Below are 25,880 nucleotides of genomic sequence, written 5' to 3'. Positions count from 1 at the left end.
GCGAGATGACTGCACAGCGCTTGCACTACGGTCCAGACGGGCTGTCGGGGCTAGGGACGGTTCCGGGTGTGGGTGGACGGGTCAGGTCGGCGGGTGGATCGACCAGTCGGGGGCGGCTTCCGTCCGTTCGGTACAGCATCCACTTCGGTCCCAGGCCGACGTCGACCCTTGCCAACACATCCGCGCCGGTATCGCGCACTGCGACAACAGCGTCGCCGGAAATGACCGTCTCGTCGTGCCCGAGCACTAGCAGCGGCCGAGCGCCGTGTGGGGCAGCGGCGGCATGTTGCGCCGACCGGGTCCAGCCGGCGTACTCGGCACGCTCTCTCGCCCCCTGCACCGACAGGCTCACCGGGCTAGTGGATGCTGCGTCCTCGTTGCCCGCCGGCTCGGGGTGTGCTTGCTCGGCATGCCGCACCACCGGCAGGGACGGAATAGTTGCCGCCATCGCTGCGGCATCGGCCCACGCGTCGGCTTCCGACCGGCCGTCGCCGGCGAGTCGGTAGGCGATCCGCTGGGCCATTCGGTCCCACAGGGCCTGCATGGCCATTGTCGACGGTGTGTCGCCTTGTCCGGGGCGTTGCCACAGACTTCCGAGGATTGTCCTGGCTCGTGCTTGCAGGTCTGCCACCCAGTTGGCCGAGAGTGTGGTCAGTGCCCCCTCGGCTTCTTGGAACTGTTCGGTCCACCGCTGGTGCACGGTGGCGATCTCGGCTTCGGTGACCTCGGCGGGCTGGGTTGGGCGGGCGGTGCCGGACAGGGCTGCGCGGAGTTGCCTGTCGACCGACGTGATCGCGGACGCGACTTCTCCGGCGTTGTCGTAACTCGGTGGCAAATCCCGCTCATAGGGCGGTAGGAGCTGCCGAGGCACCTCTGCGTCGCGGTCCTCCCCGGCCGTCCGCCAATGCAACTCTGGCGTCACATCCCGCAAGCGGTCCAGCACCGTATCGGTGTCGGGAGCCTCCTGGTGGAAACTGTCGTAGACGTACACGGGTCGTGGGGGCCCACCGACTCGGCGTAGGCCTTCGGCGAGCGCTCGGGCGTACCAGTCCGGAAGTGGCACGCCGTCCTCGGAGTCCGCCACGATTACTACCGTTCGGCCGAGCTGTCCAGGATCGGGAGTCTCTTCTGATTGATCACCCGCATTCTGGAAATGCGGGGAACGCTGGATGAGCATGCCCAGCTCAACGGGGTCCGGTGACTCAGGTTCGGACTCGGGCTCGGACTCGGGGTCGTCGTCTTCGGGGCGTGCTACTACGACTTTTCCGTCCGACACTTTCACGAGGACGAACAGCGGGTCCGGATCGAACTCACCCACCGCCCGCCGCAGCATCGGCCCGTGCCAGTCGTAGTCCAATGAGCAAAATGTTTCCCAGCGCTCGCTGGTTTCGTTGCCCACGGGAAAAGCCACGGCGTTGAAGGCCGATTCCTGGCCGACTCCGAGACGCAAGGAGTAGGAGCGAGATTCGCGGTGCGGAGGGGGCGGCTGCATTCGGCGGGGCGTTAGCAGTCTCAGGCCGTCCCACACAACGCGCTCGTCCGGATTCCTGGTCAACGTGTCCCCGGGAACCCGTTCTCCCGAGACGTAGACGGGCCGGTCAGCGTCGGGGTTGCCCAGCAGGTGTTCAGCGAGGTTGAGATTCGCCGTCGCGCTCGGGTTGTACGCCCCTACGGGGAGGATCACGACCGGTCGCCGCCAGTCCCCCCGGGTCGCCGCAAGATAATCCGGGTTTCGCGCCACCATAGCGCCCAACCGTGCGGCGGGTATTTTCGCTTGCCCGCCAGGGGCGAGGAAACCATCGATACCCGTGCTCGCGAGGATGACGATCGGCTCCTGGGGACCGCGATACTCCAGTCGCGACAACAGCCGGGAGATCCCGAAGGAACGAATCTGGTCAAGGTCATCGACGTCGCGACTGCCCAGGCAGGAGATGAGCTGCGGCCGCCGCGCCTCGATAGCACTGGCGGGATGGGTGCGCAGTGCAGATTGCGCGGACGGCGCCTCGACCAGGGCATAGGGCCGTCGCCCGGTCTCATGCTCGTCGAGTTGGCCCATTGACAGGAAAACGGGCCGCTGGATGCCGTCGCTGCGTAACCCCTCGGCCAGCGCCCGCGCGTCCCGCTCGGTCAAACCGGACGGCCACTGGTCGAACATCACGACGACCGGGCGGGCCTGATCGTCGCTGATCGCCTGCCGGAATTCCGCGCCCCTGGCCACGCTCATGCCGAAGTCCGACGGCCCGAGAACCCTCGTCTCGCCATTCGATGGATCAACCAGGTGGAAACGCCCGCGCACCGACCGCGCAACTAAGACCACTGGCCTACGGTGGCCGACCTCCGAACGAAGCCAGTTCGTGTCCACGACAAGCGGTGGCCTCGGTTCTGGGCGGGACAGATACAGCAGCGCTTCGAAACCGTCGTCGTCGGGGAGGCTCAGCCCAGCCGCCGGTAACCAGTCCTGCGCCGGCACGAACCTCGGGGGATCTGTGTTGAGGGGGAGAACGGGCACGCCGTTTTCGTGTCGCAACCGGAAGTCCCGGTCGGTGACCAGGATCGTGCGATTCGGGTCGTTGCTGTGCACGCCTCGGGCGAAGTCATGCGCGGTGTTTTCGCTGAGCCCGGTCTCGGCTCCCACGGTCGCCAACAGGACTGGTGCGCTTGGTAAAGCGGTGATTGAGGTCTGGTACGGCGTGCTGTGCGCAAGCTGGCGACCGAATTCGAAGGCCGACACGGTGCCCGACGGTGTGACGAACTCATCGCCCCACAACCGCGCGAGCACAGTCGTCGCCGAACGCATCCCGAACCGCCGCGCACCGGTCACCCGGAAGCCATCCGATGACCACTGGCTCCACCAGTCCACATCCGCCGAGGTTGCCCCGGCCGCCAGCAAACGATGCCACGGATCGGGGGCCAGTTCCCGCACCGACAATTCGGCCTCGCGCGGACGTCCACCGGCCAGCGCGATGTCGCGAATCTCGAACCGGAGGTTGCCGCCGTCCTCGCTTTCCACGGCGGCAGCGACATACACCGGCCCGGCGTGGCCATGCCGGCGTATTCCGCTCGCGAGCTCTCGGCGTGTCTGCTCGCCCAGGCCACCGGCGTTTTCCGACTGCGCCGCGAACACGACGACGGTCCTGCTGAGGCTCGCTGTCTCGCCCAATACACCGGCCAGGAATCGACCGAATTCTCCAGCCTGGAGGTTCCTGGTGTACCGGCCTCCGGGGTCGGTGTAGGTGAAGGTTCCATCGGGCCCCGGGCGCGTCAGCACGAGGATCGGTGATTCGTCACGTACTCCTGCCAGCAGCCGGTCCAGGTCAGGACCCGACTCCGCCCAGTGTCTCCAGGAGGCTTCCTCATCGCTGTTGCGTGGGTACGCGATCGCGTCGATCACGCGTGAACCCGTCGGTATGGCCAGCCGCACTCGGGGCGACCACGGGACCATGGGAGCGGGGGAGACACTTCCCGTCTCAGTGTCCAATGTCATCACGGAAACCGGCCCACGATGTCCGGCTTCGCGGAAGCTCGCGGCCAGCTCCTGCTGGGCCGGTTCCGGCAGTGCGTACCCGCGTCCTCTGTCGTAGAGATTGAGGATGAGTGCGCGGCGATCGTCGGGGTGGGTGATTCCGTAAGAGCGGGCGTCCTCGATTACGCGGTGGGCGAACTCGTGCGGGCTCAGCTGCTGTGTTTGCCACGTGTCGCGGTCGGCGACGATGAATCCGCCTTGCGGTGTGACGTGTGCCAGCACGAACGTCGGCGCATCAGCATCAAAAGCCCCCGGTGCCCTTCCACCTGGGGCGTCCAGTCGTTGGACCGCATCCCTGGTCCCGGCGTCAATCGGGTAGGCGATCGTGTTCTCGCGCGCGGCACCCGCTGGCCGCAGCGCCAGTACGCTGGGCTGCACGCCTGAGGGCAGTACCAGCCGGGCGTGTTGCCGGTCGGCGGCCGGTGGCCCGGCGGCGACCAATCCGAGTCCGGCGGGATTGTGTGAGACATAGCCTTCGGCGAGCAGGACCTGTCGGTTGTTGTCTCCGCCCGTGTTGAGTCCTTCGCCGAATTCGTGGGTGAGTTCGTCGCGGCTGAGGTGTGGGCCGAGTGCCGCGTTGCCGCCTGTGACCACCAGGACGACCGGGCCGTCCGGGTTGCTGGTGGCGATCTGCTGGTATTGCGCGGTTCCGGCCACACGCCGACCCAGCTCGCGTGGGGTGTCCAGGTGTGCGGTCGTCCCGCGGATCTCGTCGCTGATCAGGAATGATTTTTCCGCACCGGCCGTGCGTCGTCGGGCTTCGACCACGATGATGACCGGTTGGCGGTCTGGGGTGATTCCCATTTCCTGCCGGAGCTGGTCGAGGTTGACTCGGCCGCCGTGGAAGTCTTGCCACCATCGTGATGAGCCCGCGCTGGCGGGGTAGGCCACGGTGTTGTCGGTGTGAGTGCCCATCCGCAGTGTTATTGCCCGGGTGGCTCCGTGCTGCCATTGCGCGCGTAGTTCGGATGCGGTCGCCCGGTGCGGGCCTTGCCGTTCCCCTCCCTGTTCCGCTTGTCGTAGGACTTCGGCCAGGTAGCGCAGTTCGTGTGGGCGGGTGTTGGTGGGGGTTTCGGTCAATTCCTGGACGGCGTTGTGGACGTCGTTGGCGGTGACTGTGGGTCCGGGCATCCGGCCGGTGTCGCGGATCCAGTCGGCTACCAGCCGGATATTCCGCACATCGGAGACGGTGGGTTGCCCGCCTAGTTCCTGGGTCAGCTCAAGGACGTGGACAAGCCTGCCCCGCAACCGCTCCGCACTGCGTGTGCCTGGTCCGCCCACGCCGTCGCGGTACCGCAGTTCTACCGCGTCAGCCAGCCGGTGCACATCCTCATCATCAGGCAATCTCCGCTGGGCAGACGCACCATCCTCGCGCGCGGCCCACCACTGACTCAACAGCTCACCGGGTGACTGTCTGATCTCGTCAAGCCGCTGGGCGCCCCATTCGCTGTCCTGGCCGAACCTCGCCCCCAATACCTCAGCGGCGTAGGGTTCGCCGGCGTCACGGGCCCGCCGTGCCGCCGCCCGGGCCTCTAGTTCCCGGACGAACTCCTCCCTCATTTCGGCAAGCCGAGCCGCGCCCCATTCGCTGCTCTGCTGGAATCGTGCCCCCAACGTCCGAGGGGTGTAAGGCTCAAGTTCGTCCATGGCCTGCCGCGCCTGCGTCCGCGCTTCCCGCTCCCGCTCATCCTCGAACTCGGCGATCCGCGCCGCTGCCCATTCGCTGTCTCGCCCGAACATCGCCCCCAACTCCCGAGGGGGGAATGGCTCGCCGGACTCATCCGCCCGCCGTGCTAACGCCCGCGCCACCGCCCGATCGTCCTCATCTTCGGTCTCGGCGATCCGCGCGGCGCCCCGCCCGAACACCGCCCGCGATTCCCCAGCGGTGACGGGCTGGCCGGTCTCATCAGCCTGCCGCCCCGCCCACCGCTCCTCCTGGTCCCGCTCCAATGCCACCTCGTTGAGCTGCTCCTCGCCCCATTCGCCGTGCCGCCCGAACATCGCCCCCAACTCCCAAGAGTCGAAGGGCTCGCCGGCCTCAGCCGCCCGCCGTGCTAACGCCCGCGCCTCCGCCCGATCCCGCTCCGCTTCCTCCCGCATCTCGGCAAGGCGCGCCGCGCCCCAATCGCTGTCTCGACCGAACCTCTCCCCCAAGTCCTCAGCGGAGCAGGGATCACCTTCCTCATCAGCCTCCCGCGCCATCTCCCGCGCCGCCCCCCGCGCTTCCGACTCCAGGTCAGCCTCGATCTCGGCAAGCCGCGCCGCACCCCATTCGCTGTCCAGCCCGAACATTGCCCCCAACGCCTCAGCGGTGATGGGCTCACCGTCGTTATGAGCCCGCCGCGCCTCCACCCGCGCCAGCCTGTGCGACCACGATTCCGCCCGCCTCGCCTCGTCGAGTTCATCGACACGAGCGCGAGACTCGGCGGACTCGGCCCCCTCGTCGTCTGACCACTTGATCACGGGCTCGGGGTGCGTGTGGTCGGGGTAGCGTGGTGGGGTCGTGCCGGTCAGTGCGGCCCGTAGTTCTGGGCCGCGACGCGAGAGCACCTCGCGCCCGTCGGGGCCGAGTAGGGACCACTGGCCGGTTCCTTGGCCGTTGGTGAACATTGGCTGCATCCGGCCGTCGGCTGTAGCGATGGTGTCGGTGGCGTGTACCGCACCATCGTTGGTTTGCCAAACGTCGGTGGCGTCCGTTGTCCACACATACGCCCGCATCCTCGCGGCGAACCGTTGCGCGAACGACGTGTCGCCCGGCTCTGGTCGTTGTCCGGCACCGCATCCGAACAGCGCCACCGGCAGGCCCGCGACGAAGCGTCTGTCGCGCCATACCCGCTCGGCGGATTCTTCTGGTCCGGTTTCTCCGTCTGGCCACCGCGCACGCCCGTGCGGGGTGACGTGCATGCCCACTACTTGCACACCCGGCAGATCCGAAGCCAACGCCATCGCCGCGTACGCCGCCGCATCGTCAGCAGGTCCGAAGACCATCAACGGCGCCGGGCTGGCCAGCCGGGTTAGCTCTGCTGGTGGCTCCGCCGGCAACGGCTCGCGCCCGTCGGAGCGGAACAAGGTCCATCGTGGACCTTCTTCGATGTCGGTCCGTGCCAGCACATTCACGCCCGAACGCCGTACCTCGGCCACCGATTCACCGGGCACCACTATGTGGTCACTGCCCAGCACCACCAATATCTGGCCCCGGTCCGGTGATACCTGCGCGAATCCCAGCGATCTCGTCCATGCCGGGTAGCTGACCGGCTCGTCCGATCCCCGGACAGCCAGTACGACTGGCAGGGATGGAATGGTTGCGGCCATTGCTGCCGCATCCGCCCACGCGCCCGTCTCCGACCGACCGTCGTTGGAGAGTTGGAAGGCGACCCGCTGGGCCATTCTGTCCCACAAGTCCTGCATGGCCATTGCCGGGGATGTGTCGCCCTGCCTCGGGCGTTGCCACATGCCTGCGAGGATTGTGCTGGCCCGTGCTTGCAGGTCGGCTACTCGGTCAGCCGTCAGTGTGCTCAGCGCCCGTTCGGCTTCCTGGAACTCCTGGTTCCAGCGTTGCCGCACGGTCGCGATCTCGGCTTCGGTGACTTCAGCGGGCCGGGTGGGCCGGGCGGCACCGGACAGCGCTGCCTCGCGTTGCTGGTCGGCCGCCGCGACTGCGGACGCGACCTCTCCGGCGTTCTCATAACTCGGCAGCGAGTCGCGCTCGTAGTGCGGCACGATTTCCCGGGGCTCCACCGGGTCGCGGACCTCTCCAGCCTGCCGCCAGTGCAGTTCGGGTGTCACGCTCCGCAGCCGGTCCAGCACGGAATCGGTATCGTAAGCCTCGTTGTGGTAGCCGTCGTAGACGTACACGGGGCGCGGTGGACCGCCGACTCGGCGCATGCCTTCGGCGAGTGCTCTGGCATACCAGTCCGGTAATGGCCTGCCATTCTCGGACATCGGCACGATCACCACCGTGCGCCCGAGCTGCCCGGCATCCGCAACGGCCGATGTCGGGTACTCAAGATGCTGGAAATGCGGCGAACGCTGGATGAGCATGCCCAGCTCGACAGGATCCGGTGACTCGTGCATTTGGCCAGGCTCAGGGGCGGACTCGGGGGCGGACTCAGCATCGGACTCCCACCATCCCGGTTCCGACTCCGACCGCGGTTCCGGTTCGTGAGCTCTGTCGCGCACTACTACGACTTGTTCGTCCGACACTTTCACGAAGACGAACAGCGGGTCCGGATCAAATTCGCCCACCGCGCGCCGCAGCATGGGCCCGTACCCGTCGTAATTCAACGAGCCCCAATCTTCCCAGGCGGCTAGGTCTTCCGATTCCACCGGGAAACCCACCGCGTTGAGCGCCGACTCCTCGCCAACACCGACACGCAGGGTCTGGGACCCCAGTTCCTGCTGCGTACCGGGAGGCTGCATTCGCTCCGGTGTCAACAGTTTCGGGCCGGGGAGGCGCCCGCCTTCCTGCATGGTGAGCCCGCCGACCGACATGATGTCTGCCGAGATGTAGACGGGCCGGTCAGCGTCGGGGGTGCCCAGCAGGTGTGCGGTCAAGGGAGTGATGTCCGACGCTTCATCGACGTAGTGCGGCGGCAGCCGTACTGGGACGATGACGACCGGTCGCCGCCAGTCCCCTTGGGTCGCCTCAAGGTATTTCGGGTCTTCCGCCAGGAAATCGCCGAGCTGCGCAGGCGACAGCTCCCCGTATGGCGTCATGAAACGACCGAAACCCGCGCTCGTAAGGACGACAATCGGATGTTGGGCCCCGCGATACCCCAGCTCCGACAACAGGCGGGAGATCCCGAGCGAACGAACCTGGTCAAGGACCTCCGCCTGGGAAGAGGGGTCCAGATAGGAGATGAGCGCCGGGCGCCGCGCACCGGCGGCACTGGCCGGATGCGTGAGCAGCATCGACTGCGCTGACGGCGCCTCGACCAGGGAGTATGGCCGCCACCCGGCCCCGCGCTCCTGAAACTTGCCCATCGACAGGAAAACGGGCCGCCGGATGCCGTCGCTGCGCAAGCCCTCGGCCAACGCCCGCGCGTCCCGCTCGGTCAGTCCGGACGGCCACTGGTCGAACACCACCACAACCGGGCGGGCCGGATCGTCGCTGACGGCCTGGTGGAACTCCGCGTTCCTGGCCACGCTCGTGCCGAAGTCCGCGGGCCCAAGAACTCGCACCCGGTAAATCGATGGATCAAACACGTGGAAGCGTCCGTGCACCGACGGTGCTACCACCACGAGTGGCGTCCGGTGGCCGGCCTCCGAAACAAACCAGTCCGCGTCCACGGTAAGCCGTCGCGTCCGTCCTGGGCGGGACGGATACGTCAGCACCGCAACGAAGTCGTCGTCGGTGGACCGGTCCACCTCAACCTCCGGCGACCAGTTCGGCGGGGGCACGAACCGCGGGGGATTTTCGTTGAGCTGGAGAACGGCCGCGTCGTTTTCGCGCCGCAACCGGAAATCCCGGTCCGTGACCAGGACATCCAGATCCGGGATGTCCTGCCGCAAACCACGGGCGAACTCGTGTGCGGCGTGCTCGCTGAGCCCGGTCTCGGCTCCTACCGTCGCCAACAGCACCGGAGCGTCTGGATCTTGCATGGTCACGGTCCGGTACGGTTGCCGGCGCGTTACCTCGCGACCGAATTCGAAGGCTGACAGGGTGCCCGACGGTGTGACGAACTCATCGCCCCACAACCGCGCGAGCACAACCGTCGTCGAACGCAACCCGAGACGTGGCGCACCGCTTACCCGGAAACCACTCGTCGACCATTCGTGCCACCAGGTCATATCCGCCGAAGTTCCGCCGGCTGCCAGCAAACGATACGACTGTTGCCAGCGAGCCAACCTGTGCACCGGCAGCTCGGCATCGCGCGGTTGTCCTCCGGCGAGATTGATATCCAGCCCAAAATGAATACGGGTGGTGTCGCCGTTATCGATTTCCACAACGGTAGCAACATAAACCGGCCCATGGTGGCCAAATCGGCCTAGCCCGTTCGCGAGTTGCTGACGTTCCGGTTCTCCCAGGTTGGCCTCATATGGCCGCTGCATAGCAAGCACGACGACGGTCTTTCCCGGATTCGAGGACGCTATCTCGCCCAGGGCCCCGGCCACTTCCCGGCCGAATGCTCCGGCGCTCAGGTGCCTGCTGGCTCGGGTTGCGGGGTCGAAGTAGGCGAAAGCCCTACCGGGCAGCCAGCGGGCCAGCACGAGGACCGGTGATTCGTCACGCACCCGTTCCAGCAGATCGTCCAGGTCAGGCTCCGACTCGGCCCACCGCCGCCACACGGCCTCCTCGCCACTGTTGCGCGAATACGCGACGGCGTCGAGCACGGTTGAACCCGCCGGTATCGTCAGCCGCGCTCGCGGCGACCACTGGACCACGGGAGCGGGATGGAAACGTTCCGTCGCAATGTCCCGTTCCAACACGTGAACCGGCCCGTGATGTCCCGCCTCGCGGAAGCTTTCGGCCAGCTCGTGGCGGGCCCGTTCTGGCAGCGATCGGTGACGGTCCCAGGCGTATGTGCGGACGATGATGGGACGTTCGTCGTCTGGCCTGGCGATCCCGTGGGATCGCGCGTCCTCGACCGCCCGGCGAGCGAACTCGCGTGGGCTCACGTCCTGCGTTTCCCACGTATCCCCGTCGGCGACGGTGAACCCACCCGTCGGTGTAATCCACGCCAGCACGAAGATCGGCGAATCAGCCCTTGCGGTGTCCCATCCCAGACCCAGGCCAACCGTTGAAAGCAGTTGACTCTTGTCCGTGGCGTTAATGGGGTAGGCGATCGTGTTCTCCTGCGCGGATTCCAGCCGCAGCGTCACCACACTGGCTCGTGTTCCCGAGGGCAGCACCAGTCCGGCGTTCTGCCGGTCACCGGCCTGTGGGCCCGCAGCGATTAATCCGAGCCCGGCAGGATCGTGGGAGACATAGCCCTCGGCCAGCAGGACCTGGCGGATGCCGTCCCCTCCTGCGTTGAGCCCTTCGGCGAATCGCTGGGTGAGTTCGTCGCGACTGAGGTGCACGCCGAGTGCCGCGTTGCCGCCCGTGACCACCAAGACGACCGGACCGTCCTGGTTGGTTGCGGCGACCCGCTGGTATTGCTCGGTGCCGGCCACCCGCTGTCCCAGTTCCCGCGGGGTGTCGAGGTGTGCGGTCGCCCCGCGGATCTCATCGCTGATCAGGAATGACTTTTCCGCACCGGCCGTGCGCCGTCGGGCTTCGACCACGACGATGACCGGTTCGCGATCCGCGGTGATTCCCATCTCCTGCCGGATCTGGTCGAGGTCTACCCGGCCGCCATGGAAATTTCCCCACCACCGTGATGAGGCCGTGCTGGCGGGGTAGGCGACGGTGTTGTCGGTGTGGGCGCCCATCCGCAGTGTCACGGCCTGGGTGGCTCCATGCCGCCATTGCGCGCGTAGTTCGGGCACGGTCGCCCGTCGCTGCTGGCCTTCCTGTTCCACTCGCCGCAGGACATCGGCGAGGTAGCTCAGTTCGTGCGGGCGAACGTTCGTGGTGGTTTCGGTCAGCTCGTGGACGAGGCTGTGCACGTCGGCGGCGGTCACCGTCGGCCCCGGCATCCGGCCGGTGTCCCGGACCCAGTCGGCTACCAGGCGGATATCCCGCACGTCGGCGACGGTGGGTTGTCCGCCCAGTCCCTCGGTCAGCTCAAGTACGTTTACAAGCCTGCCCCGCAACCGCTCTCCACTGCGCGTGCCCGGTCCACCCGCGCCGTCCCGGTAACGCAGTTCGACCGCATCAGCCAGCCTGCGCACGTCATCATCAGACAACTGCCGCCCAGCAGCCGACCCGCCATCCGCACGCGCGGTCCACCACCCGCTCAACAACTCATCGAGCGGCCGCGCGATCTCTTGACCACCCCGCCACGTCTCCAACCGCGCCCGCTCGTCGTGGAAGGAATTGGTATTGCCGTTGTCCGACCACCTGATCACCGGCTCGGGGTGCGCCTGGTCGGGGTAGCGCGGTGGGGTCGTGCCTGTTAGTGCGGCGCGTAGTTCCGGGCCGCGATGGGAGAGCACCTCGCGCCCGTCGGGGCCGAGCAGGGACCACTGGCCGGTTCCTTGGCCGTTGGTGAACATCGGCTGCATTCGCCCGTCGGCGGTGGTCACGGTGTCGGTGGCGTGTACCGCACCATCGCGGGTCTGCCATACCTCGCTGGCGTCGGTCGTCCAGACGGATAGCCCCAAGCTCGTCGCGAATTGCTGCGCGAATGACGCCTCACCCGGCTCTGAACGCCGCCCGGTAGCGCAACCGCACAACGCCCCCAGTCTCGCCGTGAATCGCTGGGCGAATGATGCCTCGCCCGGGGCCGAACGTCGTGCGGCGCCGCATCCGAACAGGGCCACTGGTAGTCCGGCGACGAAGCGCCGGTCGCGCCATACGCGGGCGGCGGATTCTTCCGGTCCTGCTTCTCCGTCTGGCCACCGTCCGTTTCCGGACGGGGTGATGTGGATGCCCACGACTTGTACGCCGGGCAGATCCGAGGCCAGCGCTACCGCTTCGACAGCCGCCGCGTCATCGTCGGGTCCGAAGTACATCAACGGTGCCGGGCTGGCCAGTCGTGTTAGCTCTGCTGGCGGTTCCACCGGCAGGGGTTCGCGCCCGTCGGCCCGGAAAAGTATCCATTGTGGACCGTTTGTGGTGTCGGTTCGTGCGAGCACGTCGGCGCCCGAGCGTTGTGCTTCGGCGATCAATTCATTGAGCACGACCGAGTGGTCGGTGCCCAGTACCACCAGCAACCGATCCCGGTCCGGTGTGAGCTGCGCGTGTCCCGGTGATCTTGTCCATGTCGGGTAGGTGACCGACTCGTCCGATCCCCGGACAGTCAGCACGACCGGCAGGGATGGAACGGTGGCGGCCATTGCTGCGGCGTCTGCCCACGCGCCCGTTTCCGACCGGCCGTCGTGGTACAAGCGGAACGCGACGCGTTGGGCCATCCGGTCCCACAAGCCCTGCATGGCCATCGCCGAGAGGGTGTCGCCCTGTCTGGGGCGTGGCCACACGCTTGCCAGGATCGTCCTGGCCCGTGCCTGTAGGTCGGCCACCCAGTCGGCCGGGAGCGTACTCAGCGTGCGTTCGGCTTCGTGGAACTGCTCGTTCCACCGATGGTGCAAGGTGGCGATCTCGGCTTCGGTGGCCTCGGCGGGCTGGGTTGCGCGGGCGGCGCTGGCCAGGGCTGCCTGGCGTTGCCGGTCGACCGCCGCGACCGCCGAGGCGACTTCTCCGGCACTGTCGTAGGCGGGCAGCGCACCCCGCACATAGTGCGGGACGATTTCCAGCGGATCGTCTGGGTCGCGGACTTGCCCGGACCGCTGCCAGTTCAGCTCGGGTGTCACGTTCCGCAGGCGGCCCAGCGCCTCGTCGGTGTGGAAAGCCGCGTGGTTGTAGCCGTCGTAAACGTACAGGGGTCGGGGTGGGCCACCGGTTCTGCGGAGTCCTTCGGCGAGTGCTCTGGCGTACCAGTCCGGAATTTGTGGGCCCATGAAGTCCGCCACGATCACCACTGTGCGGTCGATGTGGCCGCCGGCGTCCTGGAACTGTGGGGACTGCTGCATGCGAAGGCCCAGCGCAACAGGATCCGGTGTTTCAAGCACGCCGGTTGCGTCGCGGACTACTATTTGTCCGTTCCGTACCGGTACGAAGACGAACAGCGGGTCCGGGTCGAACTCGCTCATCGCGCGGCGCAGGGCGGGCCCGTACCAGGTGCGCTCCAGCGAGCCCCACCCGGTCCATTCTGTCGGCAGGTCTGGTCCCGCGGGGAAGCCCACGGCGTTGACGGCCGATTCCTGGCCGACGCCGACACGCAAGGAGTGGGACACCAAGTCCTCCCGCGCAGGGGGAGGCCGCATGCGCTCGGGCGTCAGCAGTCGCAGGCCGGGCTCCACGTGATGGATGTTGTGCTCGGCAAGGTAGACGGGCCGGTCAGTATCGGGGTTGCCCAGTAGTTCCGTTGTGAAGTCAGTGAAGTCCTGGGGCCTTGGGTCGGGGTCGTTCGGTTCTCCTACCGGGACGATCACGATCGGTCGCCGCCAGTCCCCGCGAATCGCCTCAAGGTAGTCCGGGGTTCCCGCCAGCACCGTGCCCATGAGCCGTGTCGGCCGTACGTTCCTTCTCCCGAGGGGGGCGACGGAATCGTTGGCGGGGTTGTTTGTGAGGACGACAATCGGTTGCTGGGTGCCGGAATACCCCAGCTGCGACAACAGCCGGGAAACCCCGTACGAATGAAGCTGGCCGAGAACCTCTATGTGCTCACTGCCCAGAGCGGACAGGAGCAGGGGCTGCCGCGCATCGGCAGCGCTGGCCGGGTGGGAGAGCAGCGCCGATTGTGTTGATGGTGCCTCGGCCAGAGCGTGGGGCCGTGCTCCGGTCTCGCTGTTCTGGATCCGCCCCAGCGAGAGGAAAACGGGCCGCTGGATGCCGTCGCCGCGCAGCCCCTCAGCCAGTGCGCGCGCGTCTTGTTCGGTCAGGCCGGGGTGCCACCTGTTGAACACCACGACAACCGGGCGTGCCAAATCGTCGGTGACGGCCTGCTGGAACTCCGTACTCCTGGCCACGCTTGTGCCGAAGTCCGATGGCCCGAGGACCCATGTCTGATCCGTCGAGGGATCCAGCACGTGGAAACGGCCGCGCACCGATCGGGCCATGACGACCAGCGGCTTGCGGTGGCCGGTTTCCGAGGCAAACCAGTCCGTGTCCACAGTGGGTGTTGGAGTCGGTCCGGGCAGGGATGGATATGTCAGCACCGCTGTGAAGCCGCCGTCGGCGGGCCGGCTCGTTCTGGCTCCCGGGAACCAGTTCGGTGGCGGCACGAACCGCAGGAGGTCGGCTTCGAGGGGGAGCTCGGCCAGGTCGTTTTCGCGTCGCAACCGGAAGTCCCGGTCGGTGACCAGGACCGTGCGATCCGGGTCGTTGCCGCGTACGCCTCGGGCGAATTCATGCGCGGCGTCCTCGCTGAGCCCCGTCTCGGCCCCCACCGTGGCCAGCAGCACCGGAGCGTCTGGATGCTGTGTGGTCGAGGTCTGGTAGGGCACGCTGTCGGTTACCTGGCGGCCGAATTCGAACGCGGACATGGTGCCCGAGGGTGTGACGAACTCGCTACCCCGCAACCGCGCGAGCACCACCGTCGTCGAATCGAGCCCGAGCAGTTCCACGCCGCTGACCTGGACGCCATTCGACGACCACTGATTCCACCAGTCCGCATCCGCCGAGGTTCCCCCGGCTGCCAGCACATGACGTCCCGGATCGGAGGAATTCAGTTCCCGCACCGGTAGTTCAGGGTCCCGCGGACCTCTCTCGGCCAGGGTGATGCCCTGGATCTCAAGCCGAATGCTGCCGCCGTCATCGCGTTGTACAACGTCAGCAACATAAACCGGCCCGTCGTGGCCATGTCGGCTTATTCCGTTCGCGAGTCCCTGGCGCCCCTGCTCGCGCAGGCCACCCCCGTTAGGCAGCTGCACAGCGAACACGACGACCGCCCTGCTGGCATCCAAACCCGCTGCCTGGCCCAATGCTTCAGCCACGGCCGCACCGAATTCTTCGGGCCCCGTGCGCACGGGAGCCCAGGTTTCGGGGTCGGCGTAGTCGAAAAATCCGTGCCGGTTCGCCAGCACGAGGATCGGTGCTGCACCCTGCACCTGTGTCGATAGCCCGGGCAGGTCAGGTCCCGACAGCACGGTCAGGTCAGGTCCCGACTCCGCCCACCGCCGCCACGCCGCCTCTTCATCGCTGTTGCGCGGAAAGGCCACCGCGTCGATCATGGTTGGCCCCGCCGGAATCGTCAGCCACGCTCGTGGCGACCACGGGGCCGTGGCGGGGCCGTGCGTAGGACTATGCCGTGCGGACCCCTGAATCGGCCCGTGACTCCGGAAACTCGGCGGCGCACCCGAGGACAGCACCAGCCCCGGTGCGTCTTGGCGGCCGGCGGGCCGTGACCCCGCGGCGGTCAGCCCGAGCCCGGCGGGAGCGTGCGAGATGTAGCCCTCGGCCAGAAGAACCCGCCGGGCACTGTCGCCGCCTGCGGTGAGTCCTTCGGCGAATCGTTGAGCGAGGGCGTCGCGAGTGCGGCGGAGTCCGGCGTTGCCGCCCAGGATCACCAGCACGACCGGGCCGTCTGGGTTGTTTTCGGTGACTCGCTGATACTGCTCGGTGTCGGCCACCCGCTGGCCCAGCTCGCGTGGTGTTTCCAGTTCCACGCTCGTATTGCGAAGTTCGTCTCCGAGCAGGAACGATCTGTTCGCACTGGCGGGCAGTCGTCTGGCCTCCACCACGACCAAGAGGGGCTCGCTGTCGTCGGCGATCCCCAGATCACGCCGAATCTGACCCAAATCCACCCCGCCACTGCGGAAACTGCGCCACCATCGTGCCGAGACCTCGTCGGCCGGGTATACCACGGTGTTCTCGGCCTGGCTGCCCATTCGCAGCGTCACCGCCCGGGTGGCCTGCCGCTGCCACTGCGCCCGCACCTCGGCCAGCGTGGCCCGCCGCTGTTCACCCCTTTGCTCCAGTCCCTGCTCCACCCGCCGGACGACATCGGCCAAGAACTGCACTTCCTGCCAGCGGGCGTCCGTGGTGCTCCCGGTCGCCTCCCGCACCACACGGTGCACATCCGCCGCGGAGACCAACCTCGGTCCCTGCATCGCACCGGTGTCCCGGACCCAGTCGGCTACCAGCCGGACATCCCGCACATCCTCAACGACGGGCCGCCCACCCACCATCTCGGTCAGCCAGAGAGCGTGAATAAGCCGCAGCCGCTCTGCACTGGGCGCCCCCGGCGCACCCACCCCATCCCGGTCACCCGGTTCCACCGCATTAGTCAGCCGCCGCACATCCTCATCGGACAACACCCGCCCAGCAGCCGCCGCGGGATCCGCACTCGCGGCCCACCATCCCCGCAACATCTCACCCACCGACCGCACCCCACCACCAGCGGCAGACCGGCCCACACCAGGGTCGGCGTCCTGCGGCGCTCGCGATGTCCGCTGCGGCCCGACACCCGCCGCCCGAGCCGGCCACAGCTGAGCCTGTTGCCGCGAACCGGGTCCGGTCGCAGCCTCCCTGACCTCCGCAAGCAAGCTCGCAGCCCACGCGCGGGATCGTCCGAACCTCTGCCCCAAAGCCGCAACGGTGTAGGGCTCACCCGCGTTGAGGGCTCGCTGCGCCTCCGCTCGCGCCTCTTCCCCCACCCGATCCGCACCCGCTCGCGCCCCTTGGCGTGCCCGCCGCCCAGTCACTCGCGTCTGTTCCCGCACCCGCTGCGTCTCGGCTTGCGTCTGTTCCCGCACCCGCTCCGCTTCGGCTTGCGCTTCCTGGCGTGCCCGCTCCGTTTCCGCTTGGCGCGCGGTCACCCATGCCAGCTCCTGGAACGCTTCCTCATGTTGCTGCTCCAGCACCTCCGATGCACCCGGCCGAGCCCGCTGCACCTGCTCCTGTTCCTGCTCTGGACCGTGCTGGGGCCCAGCATCAGCCTGCGTCTCCTCGTCGCGTTCGTCGTGGAGCCTGGCGGGGTCGGCGTCGCCGTTGTCCGACCACCTGATCAGCGGTTCCGGGGCTGTTTGGTCGGTGTAGCGCGGTGTGGTCATGCCGGTCAGTGCGGCCCGCAGTTCTGGGCCGCGACGTGAGAGGACCTCGCGCCCGTCGGGGTCCAGCAGTGACCAGTGGCCGGTTCCCTGGCCGTCGACGAACACCGGCAGCATCCGGCCGTCGCCGGTGATCACCGTCTCGGTGGCGTGTACCGCGCCATCTGAGGTCTGGAACACCTCGGCGTCGGTGACCCATGCCCGCTCACCCAGGGCGCGGGTGAACCGCTCGGCGAAGGACAAGGCGCCCGGGCGGGGACGTTGGTAGGCGGCGCATCCCAGCAGGGCGATGTTGGGCCCTGGCACGAAACGCCGGTCTTGCAGAACGTGTGCGGCGAAACCTTCGGGTTCGAGCAGGCTGCCGTCTCCCAGGACCGCGCGCCCGTCCCCGGTCATGTGCACACCGACGATCTGGGTGTCGAACAGATGGGGCGCCAACCACGCGGCGCGCCCGATGAGCTCGCTGGAATCGCGGGGGCCCCGGAACAACAACGGTTCCGGCCTGGGCCTGCGGGTCAGCTCTGAGGGCGGATCGACAGGTCGGGGCCGGCTACCGTCGGCCGGGTACAGCAGCCATCTCGGCCCGGTACCGAGGTCGCCCCGCGCCAGCACGTCCGCCCCGGTGGCGTGCGCTCTGGCGACAGTGTCGCCAGAGACGACCATGTCGTTGTGTCCGAGCACCAGTAGGGGCCGGGTGTTTTGCGGGGCGGTGGCGGCTTGGTGAGGCGAGCGGGTCCACCCGGGGTAGTCGGCACGTTCTCCCGTGCCCTGCACCGAAAGGCTCACCGGCGCTGTCGGTAGCGCATCCTCACGTGCCGGGCGCACCGCATCGTGGTGCCCGTGACCGATTCCCACCACATCAAGCCGCTGGTCCGCCGAGGCCGCCGAACTCGCCGCGGTAGCAGCAGAGTCGCTCCTTGTCCCCTCAGCGGGTGCCGCGTCGGTGGAAGACTCACCGGTCTCACCGGCAGGCCATGCTTCCTGCTCCGGTTCCTGTGGCCGGGGCTGGGTAGTGGCCGCTTCGGCCTTGATTTCGGTAAGCCGCTGACGACCCCACGTGTCGCTCTTGCCGAACTTCCGCCCCAAACTCGCCCCGTGGTAGGGGTCGCCGGCGTCACGGGCTCGTCGCGCCTCTGCTCGCGCTGCCTCTCTCAATTGCGCCGCTTGCAATTGCGCCCAGCTTAACCGCGCCGCACTACCAAGTCTTTCGGCTGCCTCGTCGGGTTCGGGGAGCCTGTCCGTGTGCGCCTGTTCTTGTGGGCGTGGTTGGGTTGTGGCGGCTTCGGCCTTGATTTCGGCAAGCACCGCCTGGGCCCACGTGCGGGATCGTCCGAACCTCTGCCCCAAAGCCACAGCGGTGTAGGGCCGGCGGGCGTCACGAGCCCGTCGCGCCTCCGCCCGCGCCTCCTCTCTCAATTGCTCCGCTACCAATTGCGGCGTGCTCAATTGCGCCGAGCTACCAAGTCTTTCGGCTGCCTCGTCGGGCTCGCCGGGCCTGCGCGCGGCGCCGTCATCGGCCGCGCCATCGGAAAGGCCTCGTTTTCGTGCTCGGTCACCGGCCGGGTCCGCTGGCTGTGCGGTCTCCTCGCCGGCCTGACCGGGGTCGGCGGACTGGTCGGGGGCTGGGGTATCGGGTTGCCGGTCCGGTCCCGCTCCGGCGCGGATGGTCACTCCCGTTCCCCGGGTATCGAGTCTGGCTGCCAGCTTGCGGGAAAACCGCTTCGCCCCGTCCGGGCCGTACACGGTGACCCGCGCGGCGACCAGGGCCACCACGTCCTCCAGCGCCACGCCCGCCTGGCCACGGGCCAGCCGCACCACGTCATGGGTGCCTTGCACGATCCGCATCGCTGCGGGGCGTGGTCCGCCCACCGTCTTCGCCCGCTGGACTTCCCGGCGAAGGTCCGAGGCCGTCCAGTCGGCGACACTTGTCGGGTCGGGTCTCTCCCGCGTGCCCTGCCCGGGGCCCGTCGCGGTGGCCTCGGTCTCCGCGACCGGCGGCACCGTCTCGGACTCGCCGGTTGCATCCGGCGTCCCGGTCTTGGCGGTGCTGGTCGGGACGGCGGTGGCGGAGTCGGTCAGAGCATCGAGTTCCCGCTGTCCTGGGCTGGTTTGCCGCGGTGGCAGGATTTGTCCCGGCCCGCCTACGGGGCGGGGACGTGCCCCGTCCGCTGCGAACCGCATCCACCGGGGTCCACGTCGGCCACGTCCCGGTACCAGCGCGACGATGTCACGTCCCAGGCTGCGCGCCACGTCGGCGGCCTGGTTCGATGGGACCACCACATCAGAGCCCGAATCGACGCCCGAGGTCAACACCACCGGGCCGGTACCGGCATCGTCCACCCGGGCCCGTAGGAACTCGGCGACCCCGCCGCTGGAGACCGCATCCGCAGGCACCGGCACGCGCACCGCATCGACGGGCAATCCCACCGCACCCGGCACACGGCCACCCGAGGACACCGTGCCCGGGGATTGCGGTATCGCACCGCGGGCCGCATCGGTAGTGCTCGTGACCGGATCCGTTCTCGGGGGAACACCGGAGACGGTGCCATCACCCCGCGTGGACACCTGGCCGGGCACTGTCACCTCGCCCTCGGTGGCCGCAACCGCCCCGGCCGCAGCAGGCGTCGCTTCCGGAGCCACGCCGCCGGAGGACACGCCAGGATTTTGGGTGGCGCTCGTCAAGGGCGTGTCGACGGGGGAGCCGGGCTCGACCGCCCGCGCATCGTCCACCGCAGCGCCCAGTCTGTCCACACCAGACAAAAAGGTGCCCGGGTGGCCGTCCAGAACGGTGCCGGGGTGGCCCTCGCGTGGTGGCGAAGCGGCAGGAGGATCCCCGGTCGGCACCGCACCTTCAGAGGCCACCGGGCCCCCCGCAACGGGCGGGCCCGACCCCTCAAGCGGGGCCGGGTGTTCCACCGGCACACCCGTGCTGCCCGTGTCAGACGTGCCGGTATTCGCGTGGTCGGCACCGACCGGGCCGTGCATCGGGGGTGCGCCGACGCGGGATCCTGCCGTGGTGACCCCGCCATCAGAAACCCGCGGACCGTCCCGGCTGTCACCGGTATTGTCCATAAGGGACTGTTCGGGTGTGGTGTGGTCGTTACGCGGCGGCGCATCCGAACCGGGTATTCCGGTCGTCGCCCCGGCGTCGGAGACCGGCGGGCCGTAATGGCTCACCGGCACCAGCCCCGACTCCGACTCCGACTCCGGGGATAGCTCTGGAGGCCCCATCGGTTCGCTGGGACTGTCCACAGCGGATTCTGGGCTGGTGTGGAGGGCGTTGGCGGACGGGCTGTAGGCCGGTGGTGGTGTCCCGGTATGGGTGCCCGCCCCGGTCGCGTCGCCGGGCTCCGGTGTGTGGCCGTGGACATGGCCCTGTCCTTGCGGCGCGCTGTAGGGCGGCGGCGGGGTGCCCAGTCTGTCGGGGCCCGGAGCCCCTGCCTCACCCGGATATCGCGGCACCGGCGGGACGACCGTTGTCCCGGGCACACCGGTCTCGGAGTCCTCACCCGCCACGGCGCCCGTGCCCGCCTGGCCCGGTCCGCCAGACGGGGCTGCGCCAGCGGGCGTGGCAATCCCGGTATCGGGTACGGAGGTCTGATGAGCCGGGCTGTCCGGCCCCGCGCCCGGGGACGAAGACAGGCCCCCCGCACTTTCCTCGGTCACCGCGCCGGTTCCGGCTCCCGTCGTACCGGAGGAATCACCCGGCGACGTTTTCCCGGGGGCGGTGCCGATGGGCAGGACGGCCGAGGTGACCGCAACACCCGGCCAACCCTTCTCCAGCTCAGTGGCCACCACCTTTTTGGAACCCGGCGCCGGAATCCCGGAATCCACATCGGACATTCCCTTTGGAGATCCGGGTTTCTCGCTGAAAGTCTCGGTAAAGCCAGGCTTCTCGCCCGCCCGCATCCCGGACTCGGTCTGCAACTCGCCGGCCGTGTCGGTGTCGGTGCTGGCGGAATCCTTCTCCCCGCCCGTGTCCTCCCGGGCCCGGCCCGCCGGGATCAGCTCGCCCCGCACCGCCAAGCCCGCCAGATTCCCGATACCCGAACCGATCGCCTCCGACACCCCGGCGGTAAACGAGAACGGATTCCACTGCGCCCCCTGGCCGCTGATCGCGCCATACCCCGCCTCGCCCAGCATTTCGGTCAAGCCCTCTTCCAGGGATTCGCCCAGGCCGTGACCGAAGCGGGCCACCCACATCGCCCGCACCGACATACCCGTGTAATCCTCTAGATTCTTCGACACGACATCGGCGAATTTCGCCATCGAAGCCACCGGGTACTGCTCCGCGTGCTCTTCGGCCACCTGCCGCGCCGCCGCCGCCAACACCTCAGCATCGATCTTGTCGCCCAGACCCCGCACCAACACCTTGGCGATCGCGTTGCCCACCACATTGCCCAGCGCCGAGAGCGGCACCGCCAGCAGCCCGCTGAATGAGCCGACCCCCACCGCCATCTCCGACATCGCCGCATCCCACTTCTTCCGCGTCCCCAACGCGAACTGCAACCCTTGGGCCCCGGCATCCATCACCACCTGTAGCCCAATGCCCACGATCTGGGCCATCGCCAGCCGCATGAACAACTGGCCCCACCACCGGGTCAGCAGCAACCGCATCACCGCGAACCGCGCCGCCAACCACGCCATACTGGCTCCACCAGTGGGACCGGCCATCGCCACCGCCCAGGCGATCTCGGCCACCAGCAGCAGCAAACCCCCCACCGTGACGAACTTCAGATACTGCACCTGCAACGCCAGATTCCGCGCGAACTCCGCCAACTGCCGCACACCCGCACCACCGGACTCCAAAACCGGTCCGAATGCCTCCAGCCGTTGCGCGAACCGGTCCGTCGCCTTGCCCGAAAACCCACCCCGCACCCGCTCCACCACATGCCCCACCACGGGTGCCAAACTCTCCACCGTCGCCGCACCCGACTCCAATGCCGCCGCCACAACGAACAACGCATCCTCATCCGCATCCGTCATGTCCTCACCGGTCAACACCTGAAAAAGCCGCCTCACCTCCTCCGGCACCATCAAGGACACGAAAAGACACCCACTCTGCGGACATACGAACTACGCGACCCAATCATTGGGCCGTTAGTATGAAGTATGAACCAGCCATCCGCCCCGGCAAACTGAGACGGCCGCGCGTGCGGCAACTATGCACGTTCAACCACGAAAATAGCGGAAAAAGGGCTATTGCGAGTTGTTTGGTGGTGTGAGCTCGCTTTTTCGAGCCCGGAATGCAGGGGACGCCGGTGCTGCGTCTAGTACTGTGTTCCGCTATTGACCGTTGGCCTCGTTGGCGCGGGCTTGGTGGCGCGTGAGTTACGCCGAAGCTGCTGGTTGCGATGGCAAGATGCGTAAGCTGGCTGGTGCTCGGCGTGCTCTGCGGACCTGGACTCGCAGGGCCCGGATGGTCACTGCGAGCGGGGAGGGTAAGGCCATCGCAGTCATGCGGCGGAGGTGGGAGGCCATCCGCAGACGGTGCGGAAAACGTCTGCACCGGTTCAACATTCACGGTCTGGCGATAGGCAGACCGGCCGGGGGCCGGACGTAAGCCCCGGCTGACCGAGGAAGAGCGCAGCCGCATCGTGACTGTGGTTGCCACCACACCTGGGCGCTTGACGCGGCGGTCCGATGGCGCTCCGGAACCGAGCGGGAGGCTGCCGCATCCCAGTGGACGCTGGACTCGTTGACCGAGTATCTCCGTGCCGGTGGGATCGTCGTGGGTGGCAATCAGGTACCAAGAAATCCTCTGGCGGAAGGCAGTTCGCTGGCGCAGGCCCCATTACTGAGCGAGGAGCAAAGACCCCGACTAGTCTCAAAAGGACACGCGTCGGCGGCGGTCTCTGCACGCAGCCACCGGAAGGTTCCACGGGCGTCCGCGCCGACGAGTTAGGCGCGGTCATCCCGCACTTTCGCGCCCGCATCAGGCTGGTCGGTGCACGGGCACCGGATCAAGGTGCCTCTGAAGTATTGCCGAGGCCCAGAGAAGATCTGGGGGTACGACTCGATCCGGATCCGCGGCGGCCAGGCCGTCACACTCACCGCCCAATCCCGGAATAGCGCAGCGAGGAACACGCGCTGAGAGCTAGTTTTGTAGACATGTATGAAAAATGAGTATAACTGGCCATGTTGGTCGGGGATGCTACTCAGTGGAATTAGGCCTATCGACTCGGGGGCAAAGAGACGAGCATAGTGGTCCGAAATCGTGGCTTCTTTACGCTGGGTTGAGTGATCTTCGTGGTGACTTTTGAGCTGTTGGTGGGTGGGAAGCAGAGCTGCGGGCTCTGACGATTAGTCGGGATGCGTCAACGAGGATCGCCACGAGGGCGCGGATTGTGTTGTGGTGCAAGGAAGGCAGGCGTAAGAAGGAGGTCGCGTTGTTGGTGGGTGTCACAGCCACGGCGTGTACTTCGCCTTGCTGGCCGCTCCTCCCCGTGAGTTGGGGCCTAGCCAGCGATTTCGCCGAGGGACAAGTGGTGGCCCAGACGGTCTTGCTTGGTGCGGAGGTTGTGGGGGTTTGCGCTTGTCGTGAGTCCGACCCGGCTGACGATTTCCACGCCGTAGCCGCCGAGCCCGCCGTATTTGGCAGGGTTGTTGGTGATCAGCCTCAGCCGCGTAATGCCCAGGTCGGCGAGGATCTGCGCACCCATGCCGTAGAGGCGGGAATCGACCGGCAGACCCTGGGCGTGTTGGCGTCAACGGTGTCCAGGCCGTTCTCTTGGAGTTCGTAGGCTCGGATCTTGTGGGCGAGCCCTATGCCACGGCCTTCATGACCGCGCAGATACACCACTGTGCCAGCGCCTTCGGCCGTGATCGCCCGGAGTGTTCATGGTTGCTCTTGGTGGGAGCCGTAGCGATGGTGCTGCTGATTGACGGTGGCGGCAGTCAGGTGGCCGAGGGTTCGGAGGCGATCGCTCTGTAGCCGCCTCGGAAAAAGACGAGGGCGCTGGGGTCGGCTGGTTCGGCGGCGAGTGCCCGGACGCGGCCGACGACGATTTCGTGGTCGCCGGCGTCATGCACGGCGTCGATGTCGCAATCGATCCACGCGACGGCCCCCGCGAGTATCGGTGACCCCGTGGGCCCGGGGGACCAATCGACCCCGGCGAACTTGTCGCCGCCGCTTACGGCGAATGCTCTGCAGAGGTCGCGCTGTGCGGCGGCGAGCACGTTGGCGCAGAAGCTGCCCGAGTCCCTGATCTTGGGGAAGGTTGTGGATGATTTGGTCGGCAGGAAGGCCACGAGGGGTGGGTCTAGCGACACCGAGGTGAAGGAGGACACGACCAATCCGACCGGCCCGCCGGTCTGATCCACGGCGGTGATGCCGACAACGCCCGCCGGACAGTGGCCGAGCACTCGTCGGAACAGGGCCGGATCATCCGTCTCGTGCAGCAACACCGGAGATGTAAGCATGCTGATATAATAACAAGATACGTTCATGATGCAAGCTGTTACGCTAAGGCGTGAGGTCGCGCTACTGTTCGCGGTTCGGCTCAGCCGAGTAGTCGTGGAACCCGCGTCCGGCCTTCCTGCCGAGCAGACCCGCGTCGACCATGCGCGCCAGCAGTGGCGGTTGCCCAAGACCTTCTCGACCAGGTTCCGGGACCGTTCGATGGTCTCCGGCGCGGTCAGCAAGCTCGGTACGAGCTCGCGCCGCAGCCCACCACACCCACCTTGTGCATCGATGATCACACTCCCTGTCCGCCTGAACGCCTAAGCTGCCTTTACCACAGCCTGTTCAAGGCGTTGTTCGACCACTGCGACCGCCACCTGCCGCACTTCATGGTCCCCCGCTACTACCGCATCGTGCCCGAGATGCTCCGCACGCCGACCGGCAAGATCCAGAAGGTCGTCCTTCGCAACGAAGGCAGGCCGGTCGAAACCTGGGACTCCGCCGCAGCGGGGCTGCGGCCGACCCGCGATCTCTGACGGTCACCGGAGTAAAGCGAGCAACTCGGTTGGCATCTCGGCACGAGGCTTCCTCCGCCACGTCGGGCGCGTTCCCACCGCGCCCGGAGCGGGCCTAGCGGCCAACGCGCGCGTCTCCTGGCGGCACTGACCACCACGGCCCCGGCGAGGCCGCGCCACGGAATTGGCATGGACGACCAGTTGGCTCGTAGGCTGTCAACATGACAGCCTTGAATGACGGTGACCAGCGTGGTGCGTCTCAGCCTTCGTCTGAGGATTTGGACCTCAAGGACGCGAGCTACCTGGTAGACGCCGTGTTCCGCCTTGAGCACGCGGTCACGCGGATCGGCAATATCCGGTTGGCGCCCTGGAGCTTGACGCTGTCGTCCTACACGGCAATGCGGGTGATGTACAACCGTCCCCATCTTTCGCTGGCACAGGTCGCTCGCCGTTGCTTCGTTCGGCCGCAGACCATCAATCGGATCGTTTCGCAGCTCGAAGCGCGCGGCTTCGTCGCCCGCGGGCCGCATGAGGATAGTGAGCGGGCTGTCGCGCTGTCGCTGACCGCGGAGGGGATCGTCGCGCTGAAGGAAATGACCGCCGAGGTCGACAAAATCAACACGACGCTGACGCAGGCGCTCGGAGCCGACGAGATCGGGCTCATGCAGGAGATGCTTCGATCCAGTGCGCGGATGGTCGAGGCGGAGGCCAAAGAACTGCAGAAGGCCGCGAAGCGGGACTAGTCTGGCGATTTCAATGGAAACCGACCCGTTGATTTCCATTGAAATCGCCGTCGTGGTCAGTGTCCCGTGTCTAGATCCCCGGGCGTACTCACCTTTCTCCT

General features: G+C 67.5%; 4 protein-coding genes and 1 pseudogene. 2 read left to right on the top strand and 3 right to left on the bottom strand.

Annotated elements, in window-relative coordinates; all coding sequences use genetic code 11:
- Positions 1 to 25 precede the first annotated feature (25 nt).
- From BJ970_RS05225 to BJ970_RS05215, 3 genes and pseudogenes are all read right to left on the bottom strand, one after another.
- The gene (locus BJ970_RS05225; protein ID WP_446689098.1) at positions 26 to 22,156 is read right to left on the bottom strand and encodes a DUF8616 domain-containing protein; all 22,131 of its coding nucleotides are present in this window, start codon (positions 22,154 to 22,156) and stop codon (positions 26 to 28) included.
- Positions 22,157 to 23,577: 1,421 nt separating this feature from the next.
- A pseudogene (locus BJ970_RS05220) lies at positions 23,578 to 23,954 on the bottom strand (bifunctional 3,4-dihydroxy-2-butanone-4-phosphate synthase/GTP cyclohydrolase II); the annotation flags it as partial.
- Between the two features lie 62 nt (positions 23,955 to 24,016).
- Positions 24,017 to 24,541, bottom strand: a complete 525-nt coding sequence (locus BJ970_RS05215) for a flavin reductase family protein (protein WP_184724388.1) — start codon at positions 24,539 to 24,541, stop codon at positions 24,017 to 24,019.
- Between the two features lie 153 nt (positions 24,542 to 24,694).
- On the opposite strand from BJ970_RS05215, the gene BJ970_RS05210 reads away from it, so the two are divergent.
- Positions 24,695 to 25,057, top strand: a complete 363-nt coding sequence (locus BJ970_RS05210; protein ID WP_184724386.1) for a hypothetical protein — start codon at positions 24,695 to 24,697, stop codon at positions 25,055 to 25,057.
- A 209-nt stretch (positions 25,058 to 25,266) separates the two neighbouring features.
- Complete coding sequence (locus BJ970_RS05205; protein WP_246470722.1) at positions 25,267 to 25,779, top strand: MarR family winged helix-turn-helix transcriptional regulator; 513 nt, start codon at positions 25,267 to 25,269, stop codon at positions 25,777 to 25,779.
- Positions 25,780 to 25,880 lie beyond the last annotated feature (101 nt).

Source organism: Saccharopolyspora phatthalungensis, assembly GCF_014203395.1.
Taxonomy (GTDB): Bacteria; Actinomycetota; Actinomycetes; order Mycobacteriales; family Pseudonocardiaceae; genus Saccharopolyspora; species Saccharopolyspora phatthalungensis.
This window is presented reverse-complemented; position numbering and strand designations above follow the sequence as displayed.

Bases quoted from the DNA above. Each gene is read 5' to 3' on its own strand.
- BJ970_RS05225 (WP_446689098.1), bottom strand. From the start codon at position 22,156: ATGGTGCCGGAGGAGGTGAGGCGGCTTTTTCAGGTGTTGACCGGTGAG.
- BJ970_RS05215 (WP_184724388.1), bottom strand. From the start codon at position 24,541: ATGCTTACATCTCCGGTGTTGCTGCACGAGACGGATGATCCGGCCCTG.